The 20,656-nt window shown below is 74.0% G+C and carries 17 protein-coding genes and 1 pseudogene; 8 read left to right on the top strand and 10 right to left on the bottom strand.

What is annotated here, in order from left to right; translation table 11 throughout:
* Positions 1-17 precede the first annotated feature (17 nt).
* A complete protein-coding gene (locus tag PHY01_RS07690; protein WP_141277832.1) occupies positions 18-311 on the bottom strand; it encodes a hypothetical protein in 294 nt (97 codons plus the stop codon).
* 397 nt (positions 312-708) lie between these two features.
* Here PHY01_RS07690 and PHY01_RS07685 point away from each other — a divergent pair, with 397 nt between their 5' ends.
* Complete coding sequence (locus PHY01_RS07685; RefSeq protein ID WP_141277961.1) at positions 709-1,638, top strand: tetratricopeptide repeat protein; 930 nt, start codon at positions 709-711, stop codon at positions 1,636-1,638.
* A 13-nt stretch (positions 1,639-1,651) separates the two neighbouring features.
* Here PHY01_RS07685 and PHY01_RS07680 read toward each other — a convergent pair whose 3' ends face one another.
* Positions 1,652-2,968, bottom strand: coding sequence for a neutral zinc metallopeptidase (locus tag PHY01_RS07680; RefSeq protein ID WP_170183700.1), 1,317 nt, complete (start codon positions 2,966-2,968; stop codon positions 1,652-1,654).
* Positions 2,969-3,036: 68 nt separating this feature from the next.
* Here PHY01_RS07680 and PHY01_RS07675 point away from each other — a divergent pair, with 68 nt between their 5' ends.
* Positions 3,037-4,251 (top strand): glycosyltransferase family 87 protein, encoded by a 1,215-nt coding sequence (locus PHY01_RS07675; protein WP_141277830.1) that lies wholly within the window; start codon positions 3,037-3,039, stop codon positions 4,249-4,251.
* A gap of 320 nt (positions 4,252-4,571) precedes the next feature.
* Here PHY01_RS07675 and glgB read toward each other — a convergent pair.
* Positions 4,572-6,752 (bottom strand): annotated as a pseudogene (gene glgB / locus PHY01_RS07670) (1,4-alpha-glucan branching protein GlgB); the annotation flags it as partial.
* Between the two features lie 163 nt (positions 6,753-6,915).
* Between glgB and PHY01_RS07665 the strand changes: the two are divergent.
* The 5 genes from PHY01_RS07665 (at position 6,916) to PHY01_RS07645 (ending at position 10,473) form a co-directional block, all read left to right on the top strand.
* Positions 6,916-7,479, top strand: coding sequence for a DUF3558 domain-containing protein (locus tag PHY01_RS07665; protein WP_170183699.1), 564 nt, complete (start codon positions 6,916-6,918; stop codon positions 7,477-7,479).
* A 98-nt stretch (positions 7,480-7,577) separates the two neighbouring features.
* Positions 7,578-7,922, top strand: coding sequence for a hypothetical protein (locus PHY01_RS07660; RefSeq protein ID WP_141277827.1), 345 nt, complete (start codon positions 7,578-7,580; stop codon positions 7,920-7,922).
* 84 nt (positions 7,923-8,006) lie between these two features.
* Entirely contained in the window at positions 8,007-8,636 is a 630-nt protein-coding gene (locus PHY01_RS07655) for a DUF3558 domain-containing protein (protein WP_141277826.1), read from the top strand.
* Positions 8,637-8,776: 140 nt separating this feature from the next.
* Positions 8,777-9,082, top strand: a complete 306-nt coding sequence (locus tag PHY01_RS07650) for a hypothetical protein (RefSeq protein ID WP_141277825.1) — start codon at positions 8,777-8,779, stop codon at positions 9,080-9,082.
* Positions 9,079-10,473 carry a hypothetical protein gene (locus PHY01_RS07645; RefSeq protein ID WP_141277824.1) on the top strand — a complete coding sequence of 465 codons (1,395 nt, stop codon included), beginning with the start codon at positions 9,079-9,081 and terminating at the stop codon, positions 10,471-10,473. The genes PHY01_RS07650 and PHY01_RS07645 overlap by 4 nt, the downstream gene beginning before the upstream one ends.
* A gap of 6 nt (positions 10,474-10,479) precedes the next feature.
* Here the strand turns inward: PHY01_RS07645 and PHY01_RS07640 are convergent, their stop codons facing one another.
* The 3 genes from PHY01_RS07640 to PHY01_RS07630 all read right to left on the bottom strand — a co-directional run bounded on the left by PHY01_RS07640 (position 10,480) and on the right by PHY01_RS07630 (position 15,666).
* A complete protein-coding gene (locus PHY01_RS07640; RefSeq protein WP_246085757.1) occupies positions 10,480-11,850 on the bottom strand; it encodes a maltokinase N-terminal cap-like domain-containing protein in 1,371 nt (456 codons plus the stop codon).
* Entirely contained in the window at positions 11,847-13,574 is a 1,728-nt protein-coding gene (gene treS / locus PHY01_RS07635; protein ID WP_141277823.1) for a maltose alpha-D-glucosyltransferase, read from the bottom strand. Before treS ends, PHY01_RS07640 begins: the two co-directional genes overlap by 4 nt.
* A gap of 118 nt (positions 13,575-13,692) precedes the next feature.
* On the bottom strand, positions 13,693-15,666 hold the full coding sequence (locus PHY01_RS07630; protein ID WP_141277822.1) for an alpha-1,4-glucan--maltose-1-phosphate maltosyltransferase: 1,974 nt from the start codon (positions 15,664-15,666) through the stop codon (positions 13,693-13,695).
* Positions 15,667-15,840: 174 nt separating this feature from the next.
* On the opposite strand from PHY01_RS07630, the gene glgP reads away from it, so the two are divergent.
* Complete coding sequence (gene glgP / locus PHY01_RS07625) at positions 15,841-18,372, top strand: alpha-glucan family phosphorylase (RefSeq protein WP_141277821.1); 2,532 nt, start codon at positions 15,841-15,843, stop codon at positions 18,370-18,372.
* A gap of 76 nt (positions 18,373-18,448) precedes the next feature.
* On the opposite strand, the gene PHY01_RS07620 is transcribed toward glgP, so the two are convergent.
* The 4 genes from PHY01_RS07620 to PHY01_RS07605 all read right to left on the bottom strand — a co-directional run bounded on the left by PHY01_RS07620 (position 18,449) and on the right by PHY01_RS07605 (position 20,633).
* Positions 18,449-19,036, bottom strand: coding sequence for a LysM peptidoglycan-binding domain-containing protein (locus PHY01_RS07620; protein ID WP_141277820.1), 588 nt, complete (start codon positions 19,034-19,036; stop codon positions 18,449-18,451).
* 146 nt (positions 19,037-19,182) lie between these two features.
* Positions 19,183-19,407 (bottom strand): FmdB family zinc ribbon protein, encoded by a 225-nt coding sequence (locus PHY01_RS07615; RefSeq protein WP_141277819.1) that lies wholly within the window; start codon positions 19,405-19,407, stop codon positions 19,183-19,185.
* 21 nt (positions 19,408-19,428) lie between these two features.
* The gene (locus tag PHY01_RS07610) at positions 19,429-19,722 is read right to left on the bottom strand and encodes a hypothetical protein (RefSeq protein WP_141277818.1); all 294 of its coding nucleotides are present in this window, start codon (positions 19,720-19,722) and stop codon (positions 19,429-19,431) included.
* Positions 19,719-20,633: a hypothetical protein gene (locus PHY01_RS07605; protein ID WP_141277817.1), complete on the bottom strand. Its 915-nt coding sequence runs from the start codon at positions 20,631-20,633 to the stop codon at positions 19,719-19,721. Before PHY01_RS07605 ends, PHY01_RS07610 begins: the two co-directional genes overlap by 4 nt.
* Positions 20,634-20,656: the final 23 nt, after the last annotated feature.

The raw sequence follows: 20,656 nt of genomic DNA, 5'->3' as shown, positions 1-20,656 counted from the left end.
GGTGGGCCCGGTGCGGATCAGCTCTGGGCCACGTTCAGGGTGAAGAAGAAGACGCCGACGAGGATCGCGGCGGAGCCCAGCACCATGGCGATCTTGGCCTGCTTGGCCGACGCCGGGCGGCGCACGGCGGCCACACCGAGACCGAGGGCGGCGGCGCCGAACACCCAGCCCAGGATCGAGATCGGGCTGGCGAGCAGCGCCACGACGCCGACGATCAGGGCGATCTTGCCCAGGGTCGCGCTCTCCTCGCGCGCGGTCTTGGCGCGGGCGTCGTCGAGCAGGCGGTCGGCGACGGTCTTGTCCGTGCTCATGGGAGCTCCTCCGGGTGGGGTGGCCGCGGGCGGCCGGCGAGTGTCTACGGAGAGCGACAGCGGTGTCACTCACACATCCTCAACGACTCCCTCGGGGTCGTGGTGCTCCGCCGGTCCGGTGATCAACGGAGCCGTTCCGGCGCGCGGGGAGGTGACGGAGAGTCATCGACGCTGCCGGATCGGGTGATGCCGTCCGGGTGCCCCGACGGGCACGGCGACGTGATCAGCGCAGACGCCCGGTTCGCCCGGTGTGCCCGCGCGGGGGGCGTCCGTCGCCGCGCGGAGGGGCGGCGGGGTGCGACCCGGGCGTCGCGACCGGTCTCCGCGTGCCAGGATGGGACCCGTGTCACGACCTGATCCCCGTCGGGCGGCCCAGACGGCTGCGCTGTCCTCCGCGATGTCCGGTGCGGTCGATCTGTCCGCGCTGAAGGCCCGATCCGACGCCGCCAACCGTCCCGCACCCGCTTCGCAGCCCGGTGGTCCCGCCGGCGCCCGCGGAGGCCCGCCCGGTGGGTTCGTCATCGACGTCACCGAGGCCGGGTTCCAGGCCGACGTGCTGGAGCGGTCGCTCCAGGTGCCCGTCGTCGTCGACCTGTGGGCCGAGTGGTGCGGGCCGTGCAAGCAGCTGTCACCGGTGCTGGAGCGGCTCGCCGCGGCCGGCAACGGGTCGTGGATCCTGGCGAAGGTCGACGTCGACGCCAACCCGCGGATCGCGCAGGCGTTCGGCGCCCAGTCGATCCCGATGGTCGTGGCCGTGGTCGGCGGCCAGCCGGTCGACGCCTTCAACGGGGCGCTGCCCGAGTCGCAGGTCCGGGAGTGGATCTCCTCGCTGCTCGATGCGCTGCGCGAGCGGATGCCGGCGATCGCCGAGGCCGAGGCCGCCGCGCGCGGCGGGGCCCCGGAGCCCGAGGAGCCGGATGACCCGCGCTTCACCGCGGCCGAGGACGCCCTCGAACAGGGTGACTACGCGGCGGCCGAGGCCGCCTACCGGGACATCCTCAACGTCGAGCCGGCCAACGAGCAGGCCGCGGCGGCGCTCGCGCAGGTGCGCTTCCTGGCCCGCTCGGAGGCGGTGGACCCGGATGCCGTGGCCCGGGCCGACAGCGCGCCCGACGACGTCGACGCCCAGCTGGCCGCGGCCGACGCGGAGGTCGCCACCGACGCCGTCGAGGCGGCGTTCGCGCGCCTGGTCGCCACCGCGGGCCGCGTGTCCGGCGACGAGCGCGACCGGGTGCGCGAGCACCTCGTGGGGCTCTTCGAGCTGTTCGCGGCCGACGACGCCCGGGTCACCGCGGCCCGGCGGGCACTGGCCCGCGTCCTGTTCTGATCCCGGCGCCGTCTCAGCAGGCGGCCGGACCGCCGCGCAGGCCGTCCTCGTAGCGGGCCACCCGCTCGTAGCCGTGCTCGGCGGGATCGGCGCGGCCGGCCGCGTCCCGGGCGGCCCAGTCGTCGGTGAGCAGCACCTGCACGGCCTCGTCGAGGTCGCCGGGGGAGAGCCGGAAGCCGACCGGCTCGACCAGCAGCCTGCCGGCGTAGGCACCCGCGAGGCAGACCGCGGTGTGGCCCGCGCCGGGGCCGTCCACGGCGGCGCCGCCCGCCCGGAGCGCGGCGAGGCCGTACCGGCTGCTGACCAGGGTGGCCCCCGCGAAGTCCCCCAGCTCGCCGTGCAGCGGCGTCAGTGCGGCGAGGTCGACGTCGACCGCGCTCGCGGCGAGCGGGTCGGCGGCCGGGCACAGTCGCGCGGGGCCCTGCCCGGCGGCGTCCGGGCAGGCGCCGGTGGTGAGCGGCGGCGCCGTCCAGCCCGCGACGCCGGACAGCCCGGTGGCCCACTCCCGGGCGTCCCGCCCAACCGCGACGAGCAGGTCGCGCAACGGCAGGTCGCCCGCCCGGGCCCGGTCGGCCGCGGAGCCGAAGCGCACCTGGGTGAACCCGCGTTCGGGCACGGTCATCCCCGCGCAGCGTGCGGCGCCGTCGTCGTAGCCGGCCCGGAAGGCGGAGACGCGGTCGAAGGCGTTGCCGTGCGCGCCCTCGTCACCGGCGGCCACGCCGAGGGGGTCGCGGAACCCGACCAGCGTGCGCAGCGCCGCGTCGCGCTCGGCGGGCCCGACGGACAGGCCGGGCGCCGGATCGTCGACCAGGTGGCGCACGGCGACGCCGGTGTAGCAGTCGGCCATGGCCTCGAGCAGGATCGTCGGGTACGCGGCCGGGTCGCGCGCCGCGGCCTCGTCGACCCCGAGCCGGCTCTGCACCGCGTGCCCGATCTCGTGGGCGAGCACGACCACGACCCCGACGGGGCCGTGCTCGGCGAACAGGTCCGGGAGGAGCCGGGCGGCGTCCCACACGACGGCGTCGGCGAGCGGGCAGTAGTAGGCCTGGCCCTCGACCTCGGCGCGGTCGGCCACGCACGGCGGGGCGGGATCGCCGTCCTCGACGGGCAGCAGCGTGGCGATGTCGGTCCACTCCCGGCCGAAGGAGCGGGGGAACTCCGCACGCCAGAAGCCCTCGACGGCGGTCGCCGCCGCCGCGGCGGCACCGTCCGCGTCGGTGACGGGGGCCGCGACCGCCGCGGGCGGGCCCGCGGCGGTCCCCCGTCCGGGCACCTGTTGCGTGCAGCCGGTGAGCAGCAGCGCCAGCACGACGACGAGGGCGGCACGCACACCGTCATCATCGCCCGGGCCGGCCCGCGGCGGGAGCGGTTCCACCCCGTCGGATAGCGTCGATCCTCGTGTCCGACCTGCGCACCGCCCGTCCCGCGCCCACCACCGTGGCCGCGGCGCTGGTGGTGCTCGCGTCGCTGGTGACCACGGTCGTGCTGCACGTGCGCCATCCGGACGCGCTGGTGACGCTCCTGCCGCTCACCGACATGCGCGACCTGCACGTCGACTTCGACACCTTCTGGCACTCGGCCGTGGCGCTCACCCAGGGCGCGGACATCTACGAGACGCCCGCCAAGCTGACGAACCTCAACCCCCCGCTGCTCACCGTCCTGCTCGTGCCTTTCGCCGGTCTCGACGCCCTCACCGCGTACCGGATCTTCGCGGCCCTGACCGCGGTGCTGGTGCTGGCCTCGGTCGTCGCGGTGGCGCGCGAGCTGCGGCTCGGGACGGGGGTCACCGTCGCCGCGACGCTCGTCGTCCTGGCCTCGTCCCCGCTGCACGGGACCCTCGTGCTCGGCCAGATCTACCCGTTGCTGCTGGTCGCGCTCGTCGCGGGGTGGATCGCCGAGCGGCGCGGGCGGCCGGTGCTCGCCGCGGTCTGCTTCGGGGTGGCGGTGGCGCTCAAACCGTCGCTGGCACCGTTGCTGCTGCTGCCCGCGGTGCAGCGACGCTGGGTGCCGCTGCGCGCCGGGATCGCCTCGGCCGCCGTCGCGACGCTGGTCGGCGTGCTGGTGGCGGGGCCGTCGAGCGCGATCGCCTGGCTGACGATCGCGCTCACCGAGGGCGTCCCGGACACCGTCGACAACGCGTCGCTGCCGGGGCTCGCGGTGCGGTTCGGGGCACCGTCGGTGCTCGGTCTCGTCGCCGGGCTGGCGGTGCTGGTGGGCACGCTGGTGTGGATCGGACGCCACCGCGACCGCATCGACCCGGCCGGGACGGCACCGTGGGCGGTGATCGCGGCCGGGTTGCTGCTCTCCCCGATCGCCTGGCACAACTACCTGTTGCTGCTCCTGCCCGGCGTCCTGGTGCTGATCACCCTGGGCCGGGCCGCGCTCGCCGCGGCGCTGCTCGCGGTGACGCTGGTGCCGGTGTCGTGGAACGCGATCTGGCCGACCGACCCGGGCCCGATCGCGGAGATCGGATCGGACCTGGGCCGGTCGCTGTACTGGGCGGTCCTCGTCGCCTACTGGCTGGCGCTGCTGTCGGCCGCGTCGCCGGGTCGACCGGCGCCGGTCACGGGGGAGACCCCCGAGTCCGCCGACGCCGGGGCCTCCACCGGCTGAACGAGCGCGTGCCGCCCGGCGCCGGGGAGGTCGTCCGGTGCGGGGACGTCGAGTGCCGGTGCCGGGTCGGCAGGCGTCGGCACGGCGGGCGTCGAACCGGCCGGGACCGGGACCGCCGGAGGATCGGCCGGTGCCTGCTCCACCGCGTCGGGGGCCTGCTCGACGACCCCGGGAGACGCGTCCGACACGGGTGCGACCGGGTCGGCCGCACCCGTGTCGGACGCACCCGCGACGTCACCGGCCGTCGCCGGCTCCGCCGACGCGACCGGGGACGGGTCCGCGGCCGCGATCCGGGGCCGGCGGACGGCCCCCTCGAACGGCTCGGGAGCCAGCCACAGCACCCCGGACGGGGGCAGCCGCAGCAGCGCGGACGCCGGACGCCCGTGCCACACCATCTCGTCGGCCTCGACGGCCCCGAGGTTGCCCACCCCGGAGCCGCCGTAGTGCCCGGCGTCGGTGTTGAGCACCTCGCGCCACCGGCCCGCGAACGGCAGGCCGACGCGGTAGCCCTCCCGCGGGCTTCCGGAGAAGTTCGCGATGCAGGCCAGGACGGTCGGCCGCCCGTCGGCGTCGACGCCGTGGCGCAGGAAGCTGAACACGTTGCCCGCGGTGTCGTTGGCGTCGATCCAGGAGAAGCCCTCGGGCGAGACGTCCTTCGTCCACAGGGCGGAGTGCGCCCGGTAGGCGCGGTTGAGGTCGCCGACCATGGTCTTGATGCCGCTGTGCAGCGGGTCCTCGAGCAGGTGCCAGTCCAGCGACCGCGACTCCGACCACTCCCGTTCCTGGCCGAACTCCAGCCCCTGGAACAGCAGCTGCTTGCCCGGGTGCGCCCACATGAACGCCAGCAGCGCCCGGATGTTGGCGGCCTTGTTCCACGCGTCGCCGGGCATCCGCTCCCACAGCGAGCCCTTGCCGTGCACGACCTCGTCGTGGCTGATCGGCAGCACGTAGTTCTCGCTGAAGGCGTACATCAGGGAGAACGTCATCTGGTTGTGGTGGTAGCCGCGGTACACCGGGTCGTGGGCGGTGTAGTCGAGCGTGTCGTGCATCCAGCCCATGTTCCACTTGAACCCGAAGCCGAGGCCGCCGAGGTGGGTGGGGCGGGTGACGCCGGGCCACGCCGTCGACTCCTCGGCGATCATCACCGTGCCGGGGTGCTCGCGGTAGACCGTGGCGTTGACCTCCTGCAGGAACGCCACCGCGTCGAGGTTCTCGCGGCCGCCGTGGATGTTGGGCAGCCACTGCCCGTCCTTGCGGGAGTAGTCCAGGTAGAGCATCGAGGCGACGGCGTCGACGCGCAGCCCGTCGACGTGGAAGGACTCCAGCCAGTACAGGGCGTTGGCGACGAGGAAGTTGCGCACCTCCTTGCGGCCGAAGTCGAACACGAGCGTGCCCCAGTCGGGCTGCTCGCCGCGGCGCGGGTCGGCGTGCTCGTAGAGCGCGGAGCCGTCGAACTTCGCCAGCGCCCACTCGTCGCGCGGGAAGTGGGCGGGCACCCAGTCGACGATGACGCCGTACCCGTGCTGGTGGAGGTGGTCGACGAACCAGCGGAAGTCGTCCGGGGTGCCGAACCGGGCGGTCGGGGCGTAGTAGCTGGTGACCTGGTAGCCCCACGACCCGCCGAACGGGTGCTCGGCCACGGGCAGCAGCTCGACGTGGGTGAAGCCCGTCTCGTCGAGGTAGGCGACGAGCTGCTCGGCGGCCTCGCGGTAGGACAGTCCCTGCCGCCACGAGCCCAGGTGCAGCTCGTAGACGCTCATCGGTTCCGCGTGCGCCTGGCGGTCCGTGCGGGCGGTCATCCACTCGCCGTCGCCCCACTCGTGGCCGTCGACGTCGATCACCGACGCGGTGGCGGGCGGGATCTCGGTGCGGAACGCCATCGGGTCGGCCTTGTCGCGCCACCGGCCGTCGCGGCCCAGCACGCGGAACTTGTAGCGCGTGCCCGGCTCGATGTCGGGGACGAACAGCTCCCACACGCCGCTGCTGCCGAGCACCCGCATGGGGTGTGCCCAGCCGCTCCAGCCGTCGAAGTCGCCGGTGACACGGACGCCCTGCGCGGACGGCGCCCACACGGCGAAACTGGTGCCGGTGACGGTGCCGGCGGGGGTGTCGTAGGAGCGGACGTGCGCGCCGAGCACGTCCCAGAGCCGTTCGTGACGCCCCTCGCCGATGAGGTGCAGGTCCATCTCGCCCAGGGTGGGCAGCCAGCGGTAGGGGTCGTCCACGATGTCGACGCGCTCGCCGTAGCGCACGGCCAGCCGGTAGTCCGCCGCCGGGCCCGGCACCACTCCGGAGAACAGCCCGGCGTCGTGCACCTTGACCAGCGGGTGCCCGTCGCCGCCCGCGTGCACGACGTGGACCTCGTCGGCGTGCGGGCGCAGGACGCGGACCACCGTGCCGTCGGGGTGCGGGTGGGCGCCGAGCACGGAGTGCGGGTCGTGGTGGGCGCCACCGAGGACCCGGTCCACGGTGGCGGGGTCGGGCGGGCAGGCGTCGATCATCTGGTTGATCGTCTGGGTTCGGTTCTCCTCGCGATCCACCCGCGCACCCTATTGCCCCGACCCCCGCGTCGCCGAGCCTGGCGGCAACGATCCGATCGCCTTCACCCGCTTCGGGCCGTCCGGTTCGGCCACGCGGGCGAGCGGGCGACGCTACCGTCGCCCGGTGCGCCGACTCGTGCTGTTGCTCGCTCTCGCTCTTCTCGCCGGATGTGGTCAGCCGGTCGCGGGCACCGCCGCTCCTGCCGAGGTGGCTCCGGAGCTGCCCCCGCGGCCGCGGGTGGTGCCGCTGGACGGGGTCGACCCGTGCACGCTGCTGACGGACGACGACCTCACCGACCTGGGGCTGGACGGTCCGCCGCTGCTCGATGTCGGGCTCTCGGCGCTGTACGGAGGGGAGACGCGGCAGTGCACGGCCCGGGGGTACGAGCCCCGCGCGATCACGTTCAGCGTCGAACTGTCGGTGACCGGGGGGATCGAGTTGTTCTTCCGGCCGGGGGTGCGGTCGGAGATCACGCCGATCGAGGTGGCGGGCTTCCCGGCGGTCATCGCGCTGCCGGTGACGATCCGGGACTTCTGCACGGTGGTGGTGGACGTCGCGCCCGGGCAGTTGGTGGACGTGCAGATGGCGAACGGAGGGCGGCAGCCGCCCATCCCGCAGGCGGACCTGTGCGTCGACGCGCAGCGCGCCGCCGGGATCGTGATGGGCAATCTGCTGGCGCAGGGCTGAGCGTTCGCGATCGGGACCGGATCCGCGGTTCGGCCACGGGACGAGCGGCTGCTGACTAGCGTGCCGCGTCGTTGCTGTCGCCGACCCGGGAGCCCGCCGTGACCGAGCCCGTCGTCTATCCGCCTTCCACGCTCCGCGTCGATCCGGAGACGCTGCCTGCGCTGCGCTCCGCGATCGATGTGACGCTCGCGGAACTCGGGCCGCATCTGACCGAGATGCGGACCAGCGGCCACATGCCGGAGCCGTGGTTGGGTGACTCGGCGAGCTTCGAGACGTGGGCGTTCTACACCGATCACGTGATGGGTGCCCCGGACGGTCCGTTCCAGGCGTTGCTCGCCTACGAGGCGCAGCTGGTGGCGGTGCGGGACCGGCTCGTCGAGATCCAGGCCGAGTACGACCGCACCGAGTCCGACACGGCCGCGGTGTTCGGGAGCCGGCTGTGACGCGGTCGGTGACCCGGGGGCGGGTGCGACTCCTCCCGACGCCGCGTTGCGGGTGATGCGGGCCGTTCGCCGCGCCGGTGCCGTGTGACGGGCCGGGGAGTCGGTGCAGGTGGGCGTTACGGTCGCCCGGTGCGCCCACTCGTGCTGTTGCTCGCTCTCGCCGTTCTGGCCGGGTGTGGACAGCCGGTGGCGGGCGTACCCGCCCCCGTCACGGGTCCCGGGCCGACGGTCGCGGCGGCTCCGGAGCTCCCCCCGCGGCCTCGCGAGGTGCCGCTGGACGGGGTCGACCCGTGCACGCTGCTGACGGATGAGGACCGGACGGAGCTGGGGTTGGACCAGCCACCGGTGCCCAATGTCGGGACGTCGGCCCTGTACGGCGGGGAGATACAGCAGTGTGCGGTGCGCGGGTTCGAGCCGCGAGCGATCTCGGTCAGTGTCCTGCTGTCTGTGACCGGTGGGATCGAGCTCTACTTCCGGCCGGGTGTGCGATCGGAGATCACTCCGATCGAGGTGGCCGGGTTCCCCGCGATCGTCGCCCTGCCGGTGACGATCCGGGATTTCTGCACGGTCGTGGTGGACGTCGCGCCCGGGCAGGTGGTCGACGTCCAGGTGGCGAGCGGAGGCCGGCAGCCGCCGATTCCGCAGGAGCAGCTGTGCGTGGACGCGGAGGTCGTGGCCGGGATCGTGATGGGCAACCTCCTGGCCCAGGGGTGACCGTTCACGATCGCGAACCGATCGGCGGATCTGCCGCGGAACAGGCGTCCGGTGTCTAGCGTGCGGGCCGCACCATGTCGCCGACCCGGGAGCCAGCAGCCGTGACCGACCCTGTCGTCTATCCGCCGGCCACGCTCCGAGTGGACGGGGACTCACTCGCCGCGCTGCGCTCGGCCGTCGAGTCCACCCTGAACGAGCTCACCCCACATCTGGGCCTGATGCGGACGGAGGCGCACATGCCGGAGCCGTGGTTGGGTGACTCGGCGAGCTTCGAGACGTGGGCGTTCTACACCGATCACGTGATGGGTGCCCCGGACGGTCCGTTCCAGGCGTTGCTCGCCTACGAGGCGCAGCTGGTGGCGGTGCGGGACCGGCTCGTCGAGATCCAGGCCGAGTACGACCGCACCGAGTCCGACACGGCCTCCCTGTTCGGGAGCCGGCTGTGACGGCCCCGATCCCCTGGCAGCAGATGACGCACGCGCAGCTCGACGCCGCGGTGCGGGCCGGTCCCGGGCCGGGGGCGTCGATGGCGGCGGAGCAGCTGTGGCGACGGGTCTCGGAGATCGTCGAGGCGGGCGAGGCGCGGATGCACGCCGCGACGTCCCGCAGCGCCGACGGCTGGCAGGGCGGGGCGGGCGATGCCGCCCGCAGCGGACTGCACCAGCTCAACGCGTGGGCCCGCGAGGCCGCCACCGACGCGCACAACACCGTCTCCGCCATGCTGGCGCAGGGGGTGTCGGCCGGGCGGTTGCGCTCCAGCATGCCCGCCCCGAACACCGAGCAGTTGGCCGCGGCCCGCGACGCCGCCGACGTCGACCTGTTCGACGAGGGGGTCCAGCGGGGTCTGCTGGCGGTCGAGGAGGAAGCGCGGTGGCGCGCGGAGAGTGCCCGGCGGGTGATGGAGGACTACCACTTCCACTCCCTCGACAACCGGCGGCTCATGGACTTCTGGACGGTTCCGCCGACGGTCGTGGTCGAGGCGGCGACGGCGGCCGGGGGCGGGCCGGGCGGTGGCGGACCGGGCGGGACGGGATTCGCCCCGGCCGGGTTCGGTGCGGCGGGTCCGGGTGCGGCGGGTCCGGGTGCGGCAGGTCTGGGCGCGGCGGGACCGGCTGCGACGGGTTCGGGCGTGGCGGGTTCGGGTGTGGCGGGGCCCGGCGCCGTCGGCGGACCGGTGGGGGCGGCGGTCCCGGTCGACGGGGCGGGACCGGCGACGGGCGGGGCAGCCGCATCCGGAGCCGGGGGCTCGGCGCCCACCGGGTCCGCGGGCGGGGCGGGCAGGGGAGCCGGGGCGGGCGGGGGAGCCGGGGCGGCACCCGGTGCCGCCGGGCTCCCACCGCGACCGGTGGCGTCGTCACCCGGGGGTCTCGCGTCCGGCGCCGGGTCACCGACCCGGACCGGTGCGGTGCCACCGATCCGCGGGCGGGCCGACCTCCCGGTCGGGGCGGGCGGGCGCGGTCCCCGGGCCGGTCCGGGCGCGGCCGCACCGTCCGGGGCAGGCGTCCGTCCGGCGGTGCCCCGGCCGCCGACCCCGTCGCCCACCTGGCGCGACCTCGTCGCCGGATCCCGCGACGCCGCGGCCCCGCGGGCCACCGAGCCGGCGCCGCGCGGCGGTGCCCCGGTGCGTCCGGAGCTGCGCGCGCCGGTCGAGCCCGCGTCCCGCGCGGCGGGCGGCAGCGGGCACGGGGTGTACCCGCCGATGGCCGGGGCCGGCGGTGGCGGCGCGGGGGAGGGCAGGCGGCGCCCGTCGTACCTGGTCGACGACTCGGGCGCCTTCGACGTCGCCGTGCCCTACACCGACGCGGTGATCGGCGAGGGCGACCGCGACCCGCGCTGACCGGGGCTAACGGGCGAGGCCGGACTCCTCGCTCGTCAACCGGGCGATCGAGGCGAGCGGGATGGGCGCCCAGGCGGGGCGGCTGCGGGTCTCGTACAGCAGCTCGTAGACGGCCTTGTCCAGCTCGAAGGCCCGCAGCAGCATCCGCTGCTCGCGCGGGTCGACGCCGGCGCGCAGCGCGTACCCGTCGCAGAACGCCGAGCGGTTGCGCGCGGCCCACTCGTTGGCCCGCCACTCCAGCTGCGTGTCGTCGTCGCTGTGCGAGAGCAGGATCTGGTGGAAGGCGGCGTAGTCGAACGAGCGGAGCATCCCGGCCACGTCGCGCAGGTGCGAGTCGGGCCGGACCCGCTCCGACAGCGGCGCGGCGGGCTCGCCCTCGAAGTCGATGACCAGCCAGCCGTAGGGCGTGCGCAGGGTCTGACCCAGGTGCAGGTCCCCGTGGACGCGCTGCGCGGGCAGCGGCGCGCCGATCCCGGCGACGGCGTCGTAGGTGGCCCGCACGGCGTCGACGTGCGGGGCGAGCGCGGGCACCGCCGCGGTGGTGACGGCGAGGCGCTGGTGCCACACCGCGGCGATCTCGCGGGCGTCGCGCTCGGCGGTGCCCAGCGCGCGGCGCAGCTCGTCGTGCACGACGCCGATGGTCTCGCCGAGCCGGGAGGCCTCGCCGGCGAAGTCGCCACCCACCTCGTCGGCGCGCAGGTCGGCCTCGGCGAGCAGGTCACGGACGCTGGCCAGGGCCATCGACCAGCCGTCCGCGGAGTTGGCCGCGAAGTCCTGCAGCATTCCGAGCGTGGCCGGTGCGCCGTCGAGGGTGCCCTCGATCGCGCCCTGCAGCGCCGCGACCTCGTGCGAGCCGACCGACCGCAGCGCGCGGTGCAGCTCCAGGTCGGGATTGAGCCCGGGCACGACGCGCCGGAACACCTTGAGGATCGACCGTTCCCCCCACGACACCGAGGTGTTGGACTGCTCGATGCCCAGCACCCGCCCGGGCACACCGTGCGCGATCTCGGCCCCGGGCTCCGGCACGAACGCGAGCTCGCCGACGGTGCGGCCCTCGCGGAGCGCCTCGATCAGCCAGGCCGTGAAGTCGACGTCGAACAGCGCGTCGTAGGCGACCAGGCCGTCGACGTGGCCGACGACGACGTGCTCCAGGTCGGCGCGCGAGTGCTCGCGCCGGCCCAGGTGCAGCTGGTAGTGCTGCACCGGCGAGCCGTCGTCGAAGGCGACGGCGAGCAGGAGGTGGTCGACGAGCGGCTCGCCGCCGGTCGGCAACGGGGTCGAGGCGACCACCGTGACCGACCGGACGGGGCGGCCCTTCGCGGCGAACCAGCGTTGTCGCGGGAGCCAGGTCGCGAGCAGGTCGGGGAGTTCGTTCACGCAGATCCCTCCGCCGGGGTGATGGAGAACCAGTAGAAGCCGTGCCCCGGCAGGGTCAGCAGGTAGGGGAGCTCGCCGATGCGCGGGAACGGCACGCCGCCGGTGAGCTCGTGCGGGGCGCAGCCGAGCCACTCCGAGAGGTCGAGCTCGACCGGCTGCGGGAAGCGGGACATGTTGTTGACGCAGAGCACGTGGTCGTCGCCGTGGGACCGCATGTACGCGAGCACGGACGGGTTCGAGCCGCCCAGCTCGTGGTACTCGCCCAGGCCGAACGCGGCGTGCCGCTTGCGGATCTCGATCATGTGGCGGGTCCAGTGCAGCAGCGAGGTGGACGAGTTCAGCTGCGCCTCGACGTTGACGGCCTGGTAGCCGTAGAGCGGGTCCATGATGATCGGCAGGTAGAGCCGGCCGGGGTCGGACATGGAGAACCCGGCGTTGCGGTCGGGGCTCCACTGCATCGGGCTGCGCACGGCGTCGCGGTCACCGAGCCAGATGTTGTCGCCCATGCCGATCTCGTCGCCGTAGTACAGGACCGGCGAGCCGGGCAGCGACATCAGCAGCGCGGTGAACAGCTCCAGCTGGTTGCGGTCGTTGTCCAGCAGCGGCGCGAGCCGTCGCCGGATGCCGATGTTGGCCTTCATCCGCGGGTCCTTGGCGTACTCCGCGTACATGTAGTCGCGTTCCTCGTCGGTGACCATCTCGAGCGTCAGCTCGTCGTGGTTGCGCAGGAAGATGCCCCACTGCGCGTTCTCCGGGATCGCGGGCGTCTGCGCGAGGATCTCCGAGATCGGGAACCGGTTCTCCCGCCGCACCGCCATGAAGATCCGCGGCATCAGCGGGAAGTGGAACGCCATGTGGCACTCGTCGCCGCCGACCTCCGGGTCGCCGAAGTACTCCACGACGTCGGAGGGCCACTGGTTGGCCTCGGCGAGCAGCACCCGGCCCGGGTACTCGACGTCCATCACCTTGCGGCACCGCTTGAGGAAGTCGTGGCTCTCGGTGAGGTTCTCGCAGTTGGTGTCCTCGCGCTCGAACAGGTAGGGCACCGCGTCCAGCCGGAACCCGTCGATGCCCAGGTCCAGCCAGAACCGGAGGACCTCGATCATCGCCTCCTGGACCTCGGGGTTGTCGTAGTTGAGGTCCGGCTGGTGGGAGAAGAAGCGGTGCCAGTAGAACTGCCCGCGGACCGGGTCGTAGGTCCAGTTCGAGGTCTCGGTGTCGACGAAGATGATCCGGGCGTCGGCGTAGCGGGAGTCGTCGTCGGACCAGACGTAGTAGTCGCCGTAGGGCCCGTCGGGGTTGCGGCGGGACTCCTCGAACCACGGGTGCTGGTCGGAGGTGTGGTTCATGACCAGGTCGGTGATCACCCGGATGCCGCGCTTGTGCGCCTCGTCGAGGAAGTAGACGAAGTCCTCGACGGTGCCGAACTCGGGCAGCACCGAGCGGAAGTCGCGGATGTCGTAGCCGCCGTCGCGCAGCGGGGAGTCGTAGAACGGCGGCAGCCAGAGGCAGTCGACGCCGAGCCACTGCAGGTAGTCCAGCTTGGACGTCAGGCCCCGCAGGTCGCCGGTGCCGTCGCGGTTGGAGTCGCTGAACGCCCGGACCAGCACCTCGTAGAAGACGGCGCGTTTGTACCAGTCGTGGTCGACGTCGAGGGTGCGTGCGTGTCCGTAGTCCTCGGCGTCCTGCTCGACCACGACGCCCGGCTCGACCTTGTCACTCATCGCCTGCGAGGTTAATCGGACGGCGGGCGCTCCACAGCACGTGGCGGGGAACGATTCAGACGGCGGGACCGGCTCCGGTTCGGGACCGGCCCCGTCGTGCGGGGCCGGTGCGCCGTGATCAGCCCCGCTGCACCCGCAGGATGTGCGCGACGTGGTGCCAGGGCTGCAGGTCGACGTAGTTGAACTGGCCCCACTCCCACGTCTCGCCGCTCACCTCGTCGTGCACGGTGAACCGGTCGTTCCAGCCCAGGCCCAGTGCCGGCATGTCGAGCGAGGTGGTGCCGATCTGGGCGTTGTAGGAGTCCAGGGTGCACACCACCAGCACCGTGTCGCCGGTGGCCGGCTCGGTCTTGGACCAGGCGATGATCTGGTCGTTGTCGACGTGGTGGAAGGTGATGTTGCGCAGCTGCTGCAGCGCCGGGTGCGCCTTGCGGATCTCGTTGAGCCGGGTGACGTAGGGCTCCAGCGACTGGCCCGCCGCCGCGGCGCCCTCGAAGTCGCGCGGGCGCAGCTCGTACTTCTCGGAGTTGAGGTACTCCTCGCTGCCCGGCTTGACCGGCTCCCACTCGTAGAGCTCGAACCCGGAGTAGACCCCCCAGGTGGGGAACATGGTGGCGGCCAGGGTGGCGCGGATGGCGAACATGCCCGGCCCGCCGGTCTGCAGGTGCTTCGGGAGGATGTCCGGGGTGTTGACGAAGGTGTTGGGCCGGGCCTCGTCGGCGCGCTCGGCGTGCATCAGCGCGAACTCGGTGAGCTCGGCCTTGGTCTCCCGCCAGGTGAAGTAGCTGTAGGACTGGGTGAAGCCCAGCCGGGCCAGCCCGAACATCCGGGCCGGGCGGGTGAACGCCTCGGCCAGGAACAGCACCTCGGGGTGGCGGGACTTGACCTGCCAGATCAGCCAGTGCCAGAAGTTCGGCGGCTTGGTGTGCGGGTTGTCGACGCGGAAGATCTTGACGCCGTGCTCGACCCAGTGCAGCACCACCCGCAGCGACTCGGCGTAGATGCCGGCCGGGTCGTTGTCGAAGTTGATCGGGTAGATGTCCTGGTACTTCTTCGGCGGGTTCTCCGCGTAGGCGATGGAGCCGTCGGGGCGCACGGTGAACCACTCCGGGTGCTCCTCGACCCAGGGGTGGTCGGGTGCGCACTGCAGCGCGAAGTCGAGCGCGACCTCCATGCCCAGGTCCTGGGTGCGCGCCACGAACGCGTCGAAGTCCTCCAGCGTGCCGAGCTCGGGGTCGATCGCGTCGTGCCCGCCCTCGGCCGAGCCGATCGCCCACGGCGAGCCGACGTCGCCGGGCCCGGCGTTGACGTTGTTGTTGCGGCCCTTGCGGTGCTTCGTGCCCACCGGGTGGATCGGCGGCAGGTAGACGACGTCGAAGCCCATCGCGGCCACGCGGTCGAGCTGCTTGGCGGCGGTGACGAACGACCCGTGCACGGCGCGGCCGGTCTCGTCGCGCCCGCCCGTGGAGCGGGGGAAGAACTCGTACCAGGAGCCGAACAGGGCGCGCTCGCGGTCGACGTAGACCTGCTGCGCGCGGCCGCGGGTGATCAGCTCGCGGACCGGGCGCTCGGTCATGATCTGCTGCACGGCGGGGAACAGCGCGGGGGCGACGCGGGCGTGCAGCGGCAGCGCGGTGTCGCGCAGGGCGTTGGCGGCGCCGAAGAGCAGGTCGCGGTTGCCGCGCTCGGCCGGTCGGCGGCCCACGCGCTGCAGCAGCCGGGCGCCGATCTCCAGGTCGTTGGCCAGCTCGTCGGGGGACTGGCCGGCCTCCATCTTCTTCGTGACGGCGTGGCGCCAGGTGGCCCACGGGTCGCTCCAGGCGTCGACCCGGAAGGTCCACATGCCCGGCTCGTCGGCGGCGACGGAGGCGGCGAAGGTGTCTCCGCCGATCCCGACCGGCTCCATGCGCACGTGGTGCGCCGCGCCCTTGCTGCCGACCTTCTTCCAGACGACGTTCGCCGCGACGGCGTCGTGCCCCTCGCGCCACACCGCGGCGGTGATCGGGACGACCTCCCCGACCGCGGCCTTGGCGGCCTGGCGGCCCCCGCTGACCGAGGGCGTGACGTCGTCGATCCCGATTCGTCCGGTCATCTCGGCACACACCCCCACTGAGCAGCCGTCGCGTGAGTCACAACCGTACCTACCCGGTCCAGCCACGGAAGGAACGGGTCGGAACCGATTCCGCAGCGTTCACGTGATCGTCACCTGGCCCTCCGGGACCGATGCTTGAACGATCCCGCGATCGATTCATCTATCCTGCCGCGCGTGAGAGCCCTTCGCCGTTTCACCGTGCGCGCCCAGCTGCCCCCCGCGCTCGCGCCCCTGCAGGCGCTGGCCACCAACCTGCGGTGGAGCTGGCATCCGCCGACCCAGGACCTGTTCGCCGCCCTGGACCCCGACGCATGGGAACGGGCGGGCCACGACCCGGTCCGGCTGCTCGGCGAGATCCCGACGGAGCGGTTCGAGGTGCTCGCGAAGGACGCCGACACCGTCGTCACCGTGCGGGAGCTCGCCGACGACCTGGAGGCCTACCTCGCGGGCGACCGCTGGTACCAGTCCGAGCGCGAGGACGACGAGACGCTGCCCGCGGCCGTCGGCTACTTCTCGATGGAGTTCGGCGTCAGCGAGGTTCTCCCGAACTACTCCGGGGGCCTCGGGGTGCTCGCCGGCGACCACCTCAAGGCCGCCTCCGACCTCGGCGTGCCGCTGATCGCGGTCGGGCTGCTCTACCGCTCCGGTTACTTCCGCCAGTCGCTGTCGCTGGACGGCTGGCAGCTCGAGCACTACCCGGCGCTCGACCCGCAGGGCCTGCCGCTGCAGCTGGTCACCGGCGCGGACGGCGGCCCGGTGCTGGTCACGATCGCCATGCCGGCCGGGCGCACGCTGCACGCGCGCGTCTGGCAGGCCGCCGTCGGGCGGGTGCCGCTGCTGCTGCTCGACTCCGACATCGAGGAGAACGAGCCCGACCTGCGCGGCGTCACCGACCGGCTCTACGGCGGCGACCAGGACCAGCGCATCCGCCAGGAGATCCTGGTCGGGGTCGGCGGCGTGCGGGCCGTCCGCGCGTTCTGCGAGGCCACCGGCCACCCGCAACCCGCGGTGTTCCACACGAACGAGGGGCACGCCGGGTTCCTGGGCCTGGAGCGCATCCGCGAGCTGCAGGACGCCCACGGCCTGTCCTTCGACGAGTCGCTGGCGGCGGTCCGCGCGGGCACGGTGTTCACCACGCACACGCCGGTGCCCGCGGGCATCGACCGGTTCCCCGTCGACATGGTGCAGCACTACTTCGGGACCTCGCTGCTCCCCGGCGTGCCGATGGACCGGGTGCTCGCGCTCGGGGCCGAGGACAACCCGAACATGTTCAACATGGCGCACATGGGGCTGCGGCTCGCGCAGCGCGCCAACGGCGTCTCGCAGCTGCACGGCGCCGTCTCGCGCGGCATGTTCGGCGGGCTGTGGGAGGGCTTCGACGCCGACGAGGTGCCGATCGGGTCGGTGACCAACGGCGTGCACGGGGCCACCTGGGAGGCCCGGGAGATCACCGAGCTGATCGGGGCCCCCGGGGACGACACCGCCCCGCCGTCGGACGCGCAGCTGTGGGACCTGCGCACCGCCCTGCGCGCGCGGCTGGTGGCCGAGGTGCGCCGCCGGGTGCGCGAGGCGTGGCTGCAGCGTGGCGCGTCGCTGCCCGAGCTGGGCTGGACCGAGCACGTCTTCGACGACAACGTGCTCACCGTCGGCTTCGCCCGCCGCGTGCCCACCTACAAGCGGCTCACGCTGATGCTGCGCGACAAGGACCGGCTGCGCGACCTGCTGCTGGACCCGCACCGGCCGGTGCAGCTCGTCGTCGCCGGGAAGTCGCACCCCGCCGACGACGGCGGCAAGGCGCTGATCCAGGAGATCGTGCGCTTCGCCGACGACCCGGCGGTGCGCCACCGCATCACGTTCCTGCCCGACTACGACATGTCGATGGCCCGCTACCTCTACTGGGGCTGCGACGTCTGGCTGAACAACCCGCTGCGGCCGCTGGAGGCGTGCGGGACCTCGGGCATGAAGTCGGCGCTCAACGGCGGGCTCAACCTGTCGATCCGCGACGGCTGGTGGGACGAGTTCTACGACGGCGCCAACGGCTGGGCCATCCCCACCGCCGACGGCATCACCGACCCCACCCGCCGCGACGACCTGGAGGCCAACGCGCTCTACGAGCTGCTGGCCACGCAGGTCGGCCCGGCGTTCTACGACCGCGTCGACGGCGTGCCGCCCCGCTGGGTCGAGCTGGTGCGCCACACGCTGACCACGCTGCGCCCGCAGGTGCAGGCCGCGCGGATGGTGCAGGAGTACACCGAGACGCTCTACGCCCCGGCCGCCCGCGCCGCGGCCGGGATCGTCGCGGACTCCTTCGGCCCGGCCCGCGAGCTGGCCGCCTACCGGTCCCGGCTCGGCAACGCCTGGAACCGGGTGCAGGTCGTGGGCGTCGACGCCTCCGGGCTGCCGGACACGCCGGTCGTCGGGGCCCCGATGACGGTGCGCGCGGTGGTGGAGCTGGCCGGGCTCGACCCGGCCGACGTCGTCGTCGAAGCCGTGGTCGGGCCCGTCGACGAGACCGACCAGCTCGACTCGCGCAAGCGCACGGCGGCGATGAAGTACGTCGGGCCCGCGGACGGGGCGGGGCAGCGGTTCGAGGCCGTCGTCCCGCTGCCGCACGCCGGGCTCACCGGCTACACGGTGCGCGTGCTGCCCTCGCACCCGCTGCTGGCGAGCTCCGCGGAGCTCGGCAAGGTGGTGCTGGCGGGCTGAGTACGCCGCGGAATTGCAGGAAGGCCACCTTCACGCCATCTAGCTGCATGAAGGTGGCCTTCCTGCAACACGGGGATCAGGGGATGAGCAGGTCCTGCCCCGGGTGGATCAGGTCGGGGTTCGCGATGTTGTTGGCCTGCGCGATGCGCATGTAGTCGTTCGCGTTCCCGTAGAACTGCTTGGCGATCTTCGACAGCGAGTCGCCGCGCTGCACGGTGTAGCGGCGCTCCGGAGCGGGCGGCGGGGTGGCCGCGGCCGCGGCGGCCGCCTGCGCCTCGGCGCGGCCCCGCGCCTCGGCGGCGTCGAGGGCGGCCTTGTCGGCCTCGCTGACGTAGGAGTTGGGCGACCACGCGACCGAGCGGTCGGCCTTGTAGATCACCAGGTTGCGGTCGTCCTGGAGCTCCAGGACGCCGCCGGGGGCGTCGCTGCCCGAAGCCCAGACGACGCCGTTGTCGGCGGTGTAGAGCACGAGGTTGCCGTCGGCCTGCATGTCGGCGCGGGCGGCGTCCTTGCCCGCGGTGCCGGTGTCCCAGGCGACGGTGCCCGCGGCGTCGGTGAGGGTCAGGTTGCCGTCGGCCTGCAGGGCCAACGTGTAGCGGCCGTTGGCGGAGATGATCCCCGCCCGGCCCGCGGCCAGGCTGCTGCCGCCGGTGAGAGTGCTCATGTGCCGTCCCTCTGCTCGTGCCGGGGTCCCGCCCGCTCCCTCGTCCGGGCGCGGGCCGCCCCGGCCGGGCGGAGGATATGGGCAGGGCGTGACCGGTTGATCACCGGGAGGGAGATCGTCATCCGGGCGTCGGCCCGGCGTCACCGTCAGCCGCAGCAGCCGCCGCCGCAGCACCCTCCGCCGCCGCCCGCGCCCGCCCGCGCCGGGGCGCGACCGCCCCCGCTCAGGCCGCCGACGGCCACCGTGGTGAGCAGCTTGACGGTGTCGGCGTGGCCCGCGGGGCAGGTCGCCGGGGCGCCGGACTCGCTCATCGGGCGGCTGACCTCGAAGGTGTCCGCGCACTCGCGGCAGCGGAAGTCGTAGCGCGGCATGGGGCGAGGATAGCGGCGTCGTCAGGACCGGGCGAGCAGCGCGATCCCCTCCGCGGCGGTCCGCTCGGCAAGGGCGAGGTCCGCGGCCGACTCCGCGCGCGCCAGCAGGGCGCCCGCGGTCGTCCAACGCTCGTTCGCCCGCCGGGCGAGGTCCGGGTCGGCGTCGACGGTCGCGAGGAGGTGCCCGAGCCGGGCGTGGGCCGACCGGGCGCCCGCCCGCGCGGCGCGCCTGCCGGGGACGCGGCGCAGCAGCGGCACCAGCGCACCGGCGACGAGGACGGCGGCGGCCGCGGCGCCCACCAGCACCCCGGTCACCGGCCCACCCGCAGCGTCCGCTCCAGCGCGGTGAGCTCGGCGTCGGCGGCGTCGAGGGCGGGTTCGTCGCGCGCAGCCTCCACCCCGGCCAGCACGAGCACGTAGCGACCCGCGGCGTCGGCCCGGGCCCGGGCGCGTCCGGGGTCGTCGGGCTGCTCGGCGAGCACGGCGTCGGCCAGGCGGGCGGTGCGGGCAAGCTGCTCCAGCCGCCGGGTGCGCAGCGACCGGCGCCGGGCCCGGCCCGCCGCCACCCGCAGCACCGCCAGGCGCAGCACGACGAACCCGACGACGACCGCGGCCACCGTCGCCAGCAGCCGCACCGCGATCTCCAGCCCCACCTGGGGCGACGCCGAGAGCTCCCGGCGGTCCACCCCGTCGGCGTAGGCGTCGGGGACGGCGGCGTCGAAGGCGAGCACCAGCTCCTCGAGCTGCGCGGTGCGGTCGGGCAGCGCCTCGTCGACGCGGTACCGCGAGGAGAACCTCGCGTCCAGGATCACCCGTTCCAGCCAGTCGACGGCGGTGCGGCGGTCGGCCTGTTCGCCCAGGTCGGGGTCGGGGAAACCGTCGCCGACGCAGATCGCCGATCTGTCGGGGGCGGTCCACACGAACGCCACCACGTCGTCGTGGCGGGCGACGACGTCCTCGCAGCGGTCGAAGGTGTCCTCCGACGGCGGCAGCACCGCGGCCACGATCGGCCGGTCGCCGATCACCTGCCGCGCCCGCCCGGCGTCGAGGACGGCGGGGGAGCCCGGCTCGATCCACACCGAGTCGGAGTGGAGGGCGTCGACGTCGCGGCGGGCCCCGTCGTCGAAGGTCCAGGAGACGACGAACTGGCCTGCGGCCGCGGCGAGCGCCAGCGCGAGCACGAGCCACCGGGTGCCGCGGCGGACCGGGGGGCGGTGCGGCGGCACCCGGCGCTCGCGCCGCGGCGAGC

Source organism: Pseudonocardia hydrocarbonoxydans (genome assembly GCF_006539565.1).
Lineage (GTDB): Bacteria > Actinomycetota > Actinomycetes > Mycobacteriales > Pseudonocardiaceae > Pseudonocardia > Pseudonocardia hydrocarbonoxydans.
The sequence above is the reverse complement of the archived record's forward strand: the minus strand, read 5'-3'. Positions and strand labels throughout refer to the sequence as shown.

What these genes read in the sequence shown, in the direction of transcription:
- PHY01_RS07690 (WP_141277832.1), bottom strand. Translation starts at nt 311, where the DNA reads ATGAGCACGGACAAGACCGTCGCCGACCGCCTGCTCGACGACGCCCGC.
- PHY01_RS07685 (WP_141277961.1), top strand. Translation starts at nt 709, where the DNA reads ATGTCCGGTGCGGTCGATCTGTCCGCGCTGAAGGCCCGATCCGACGCC.
- treS (WP_141277823.1), bottom strand. Translation starts at nt 13,574, where the DNA reads ATGAGTGACAAGGTCGAGCCGGGCGTCGTGGTCGAGCAGGACGCCGAG.
- PHY01_RS07630 (WP_141277822.1), bottom strand. Translation starts at nt 15,666, where the DNA reads ATGACCGGACGAATCGGGATCGACGACGTCACGCCCTCGGTCAGCGGG.
- PHY01_RS07620 (WP_141277820.1), bottom strand. Translation starts at nt 19,036, where the DNA reads ATGAGCACTCTCACCGGCGGCAGCAGCCTGGCCGCGGGCCGGGCGGGG.
- PHY01_RS07615 (WP_141277819.1), bottom strand. Translation starts at nt 19,407, where the DNA reads ATGCCGCGCTACGACTTCCGCTGCCGCGAGTGCGCGGACACCTTCGAG.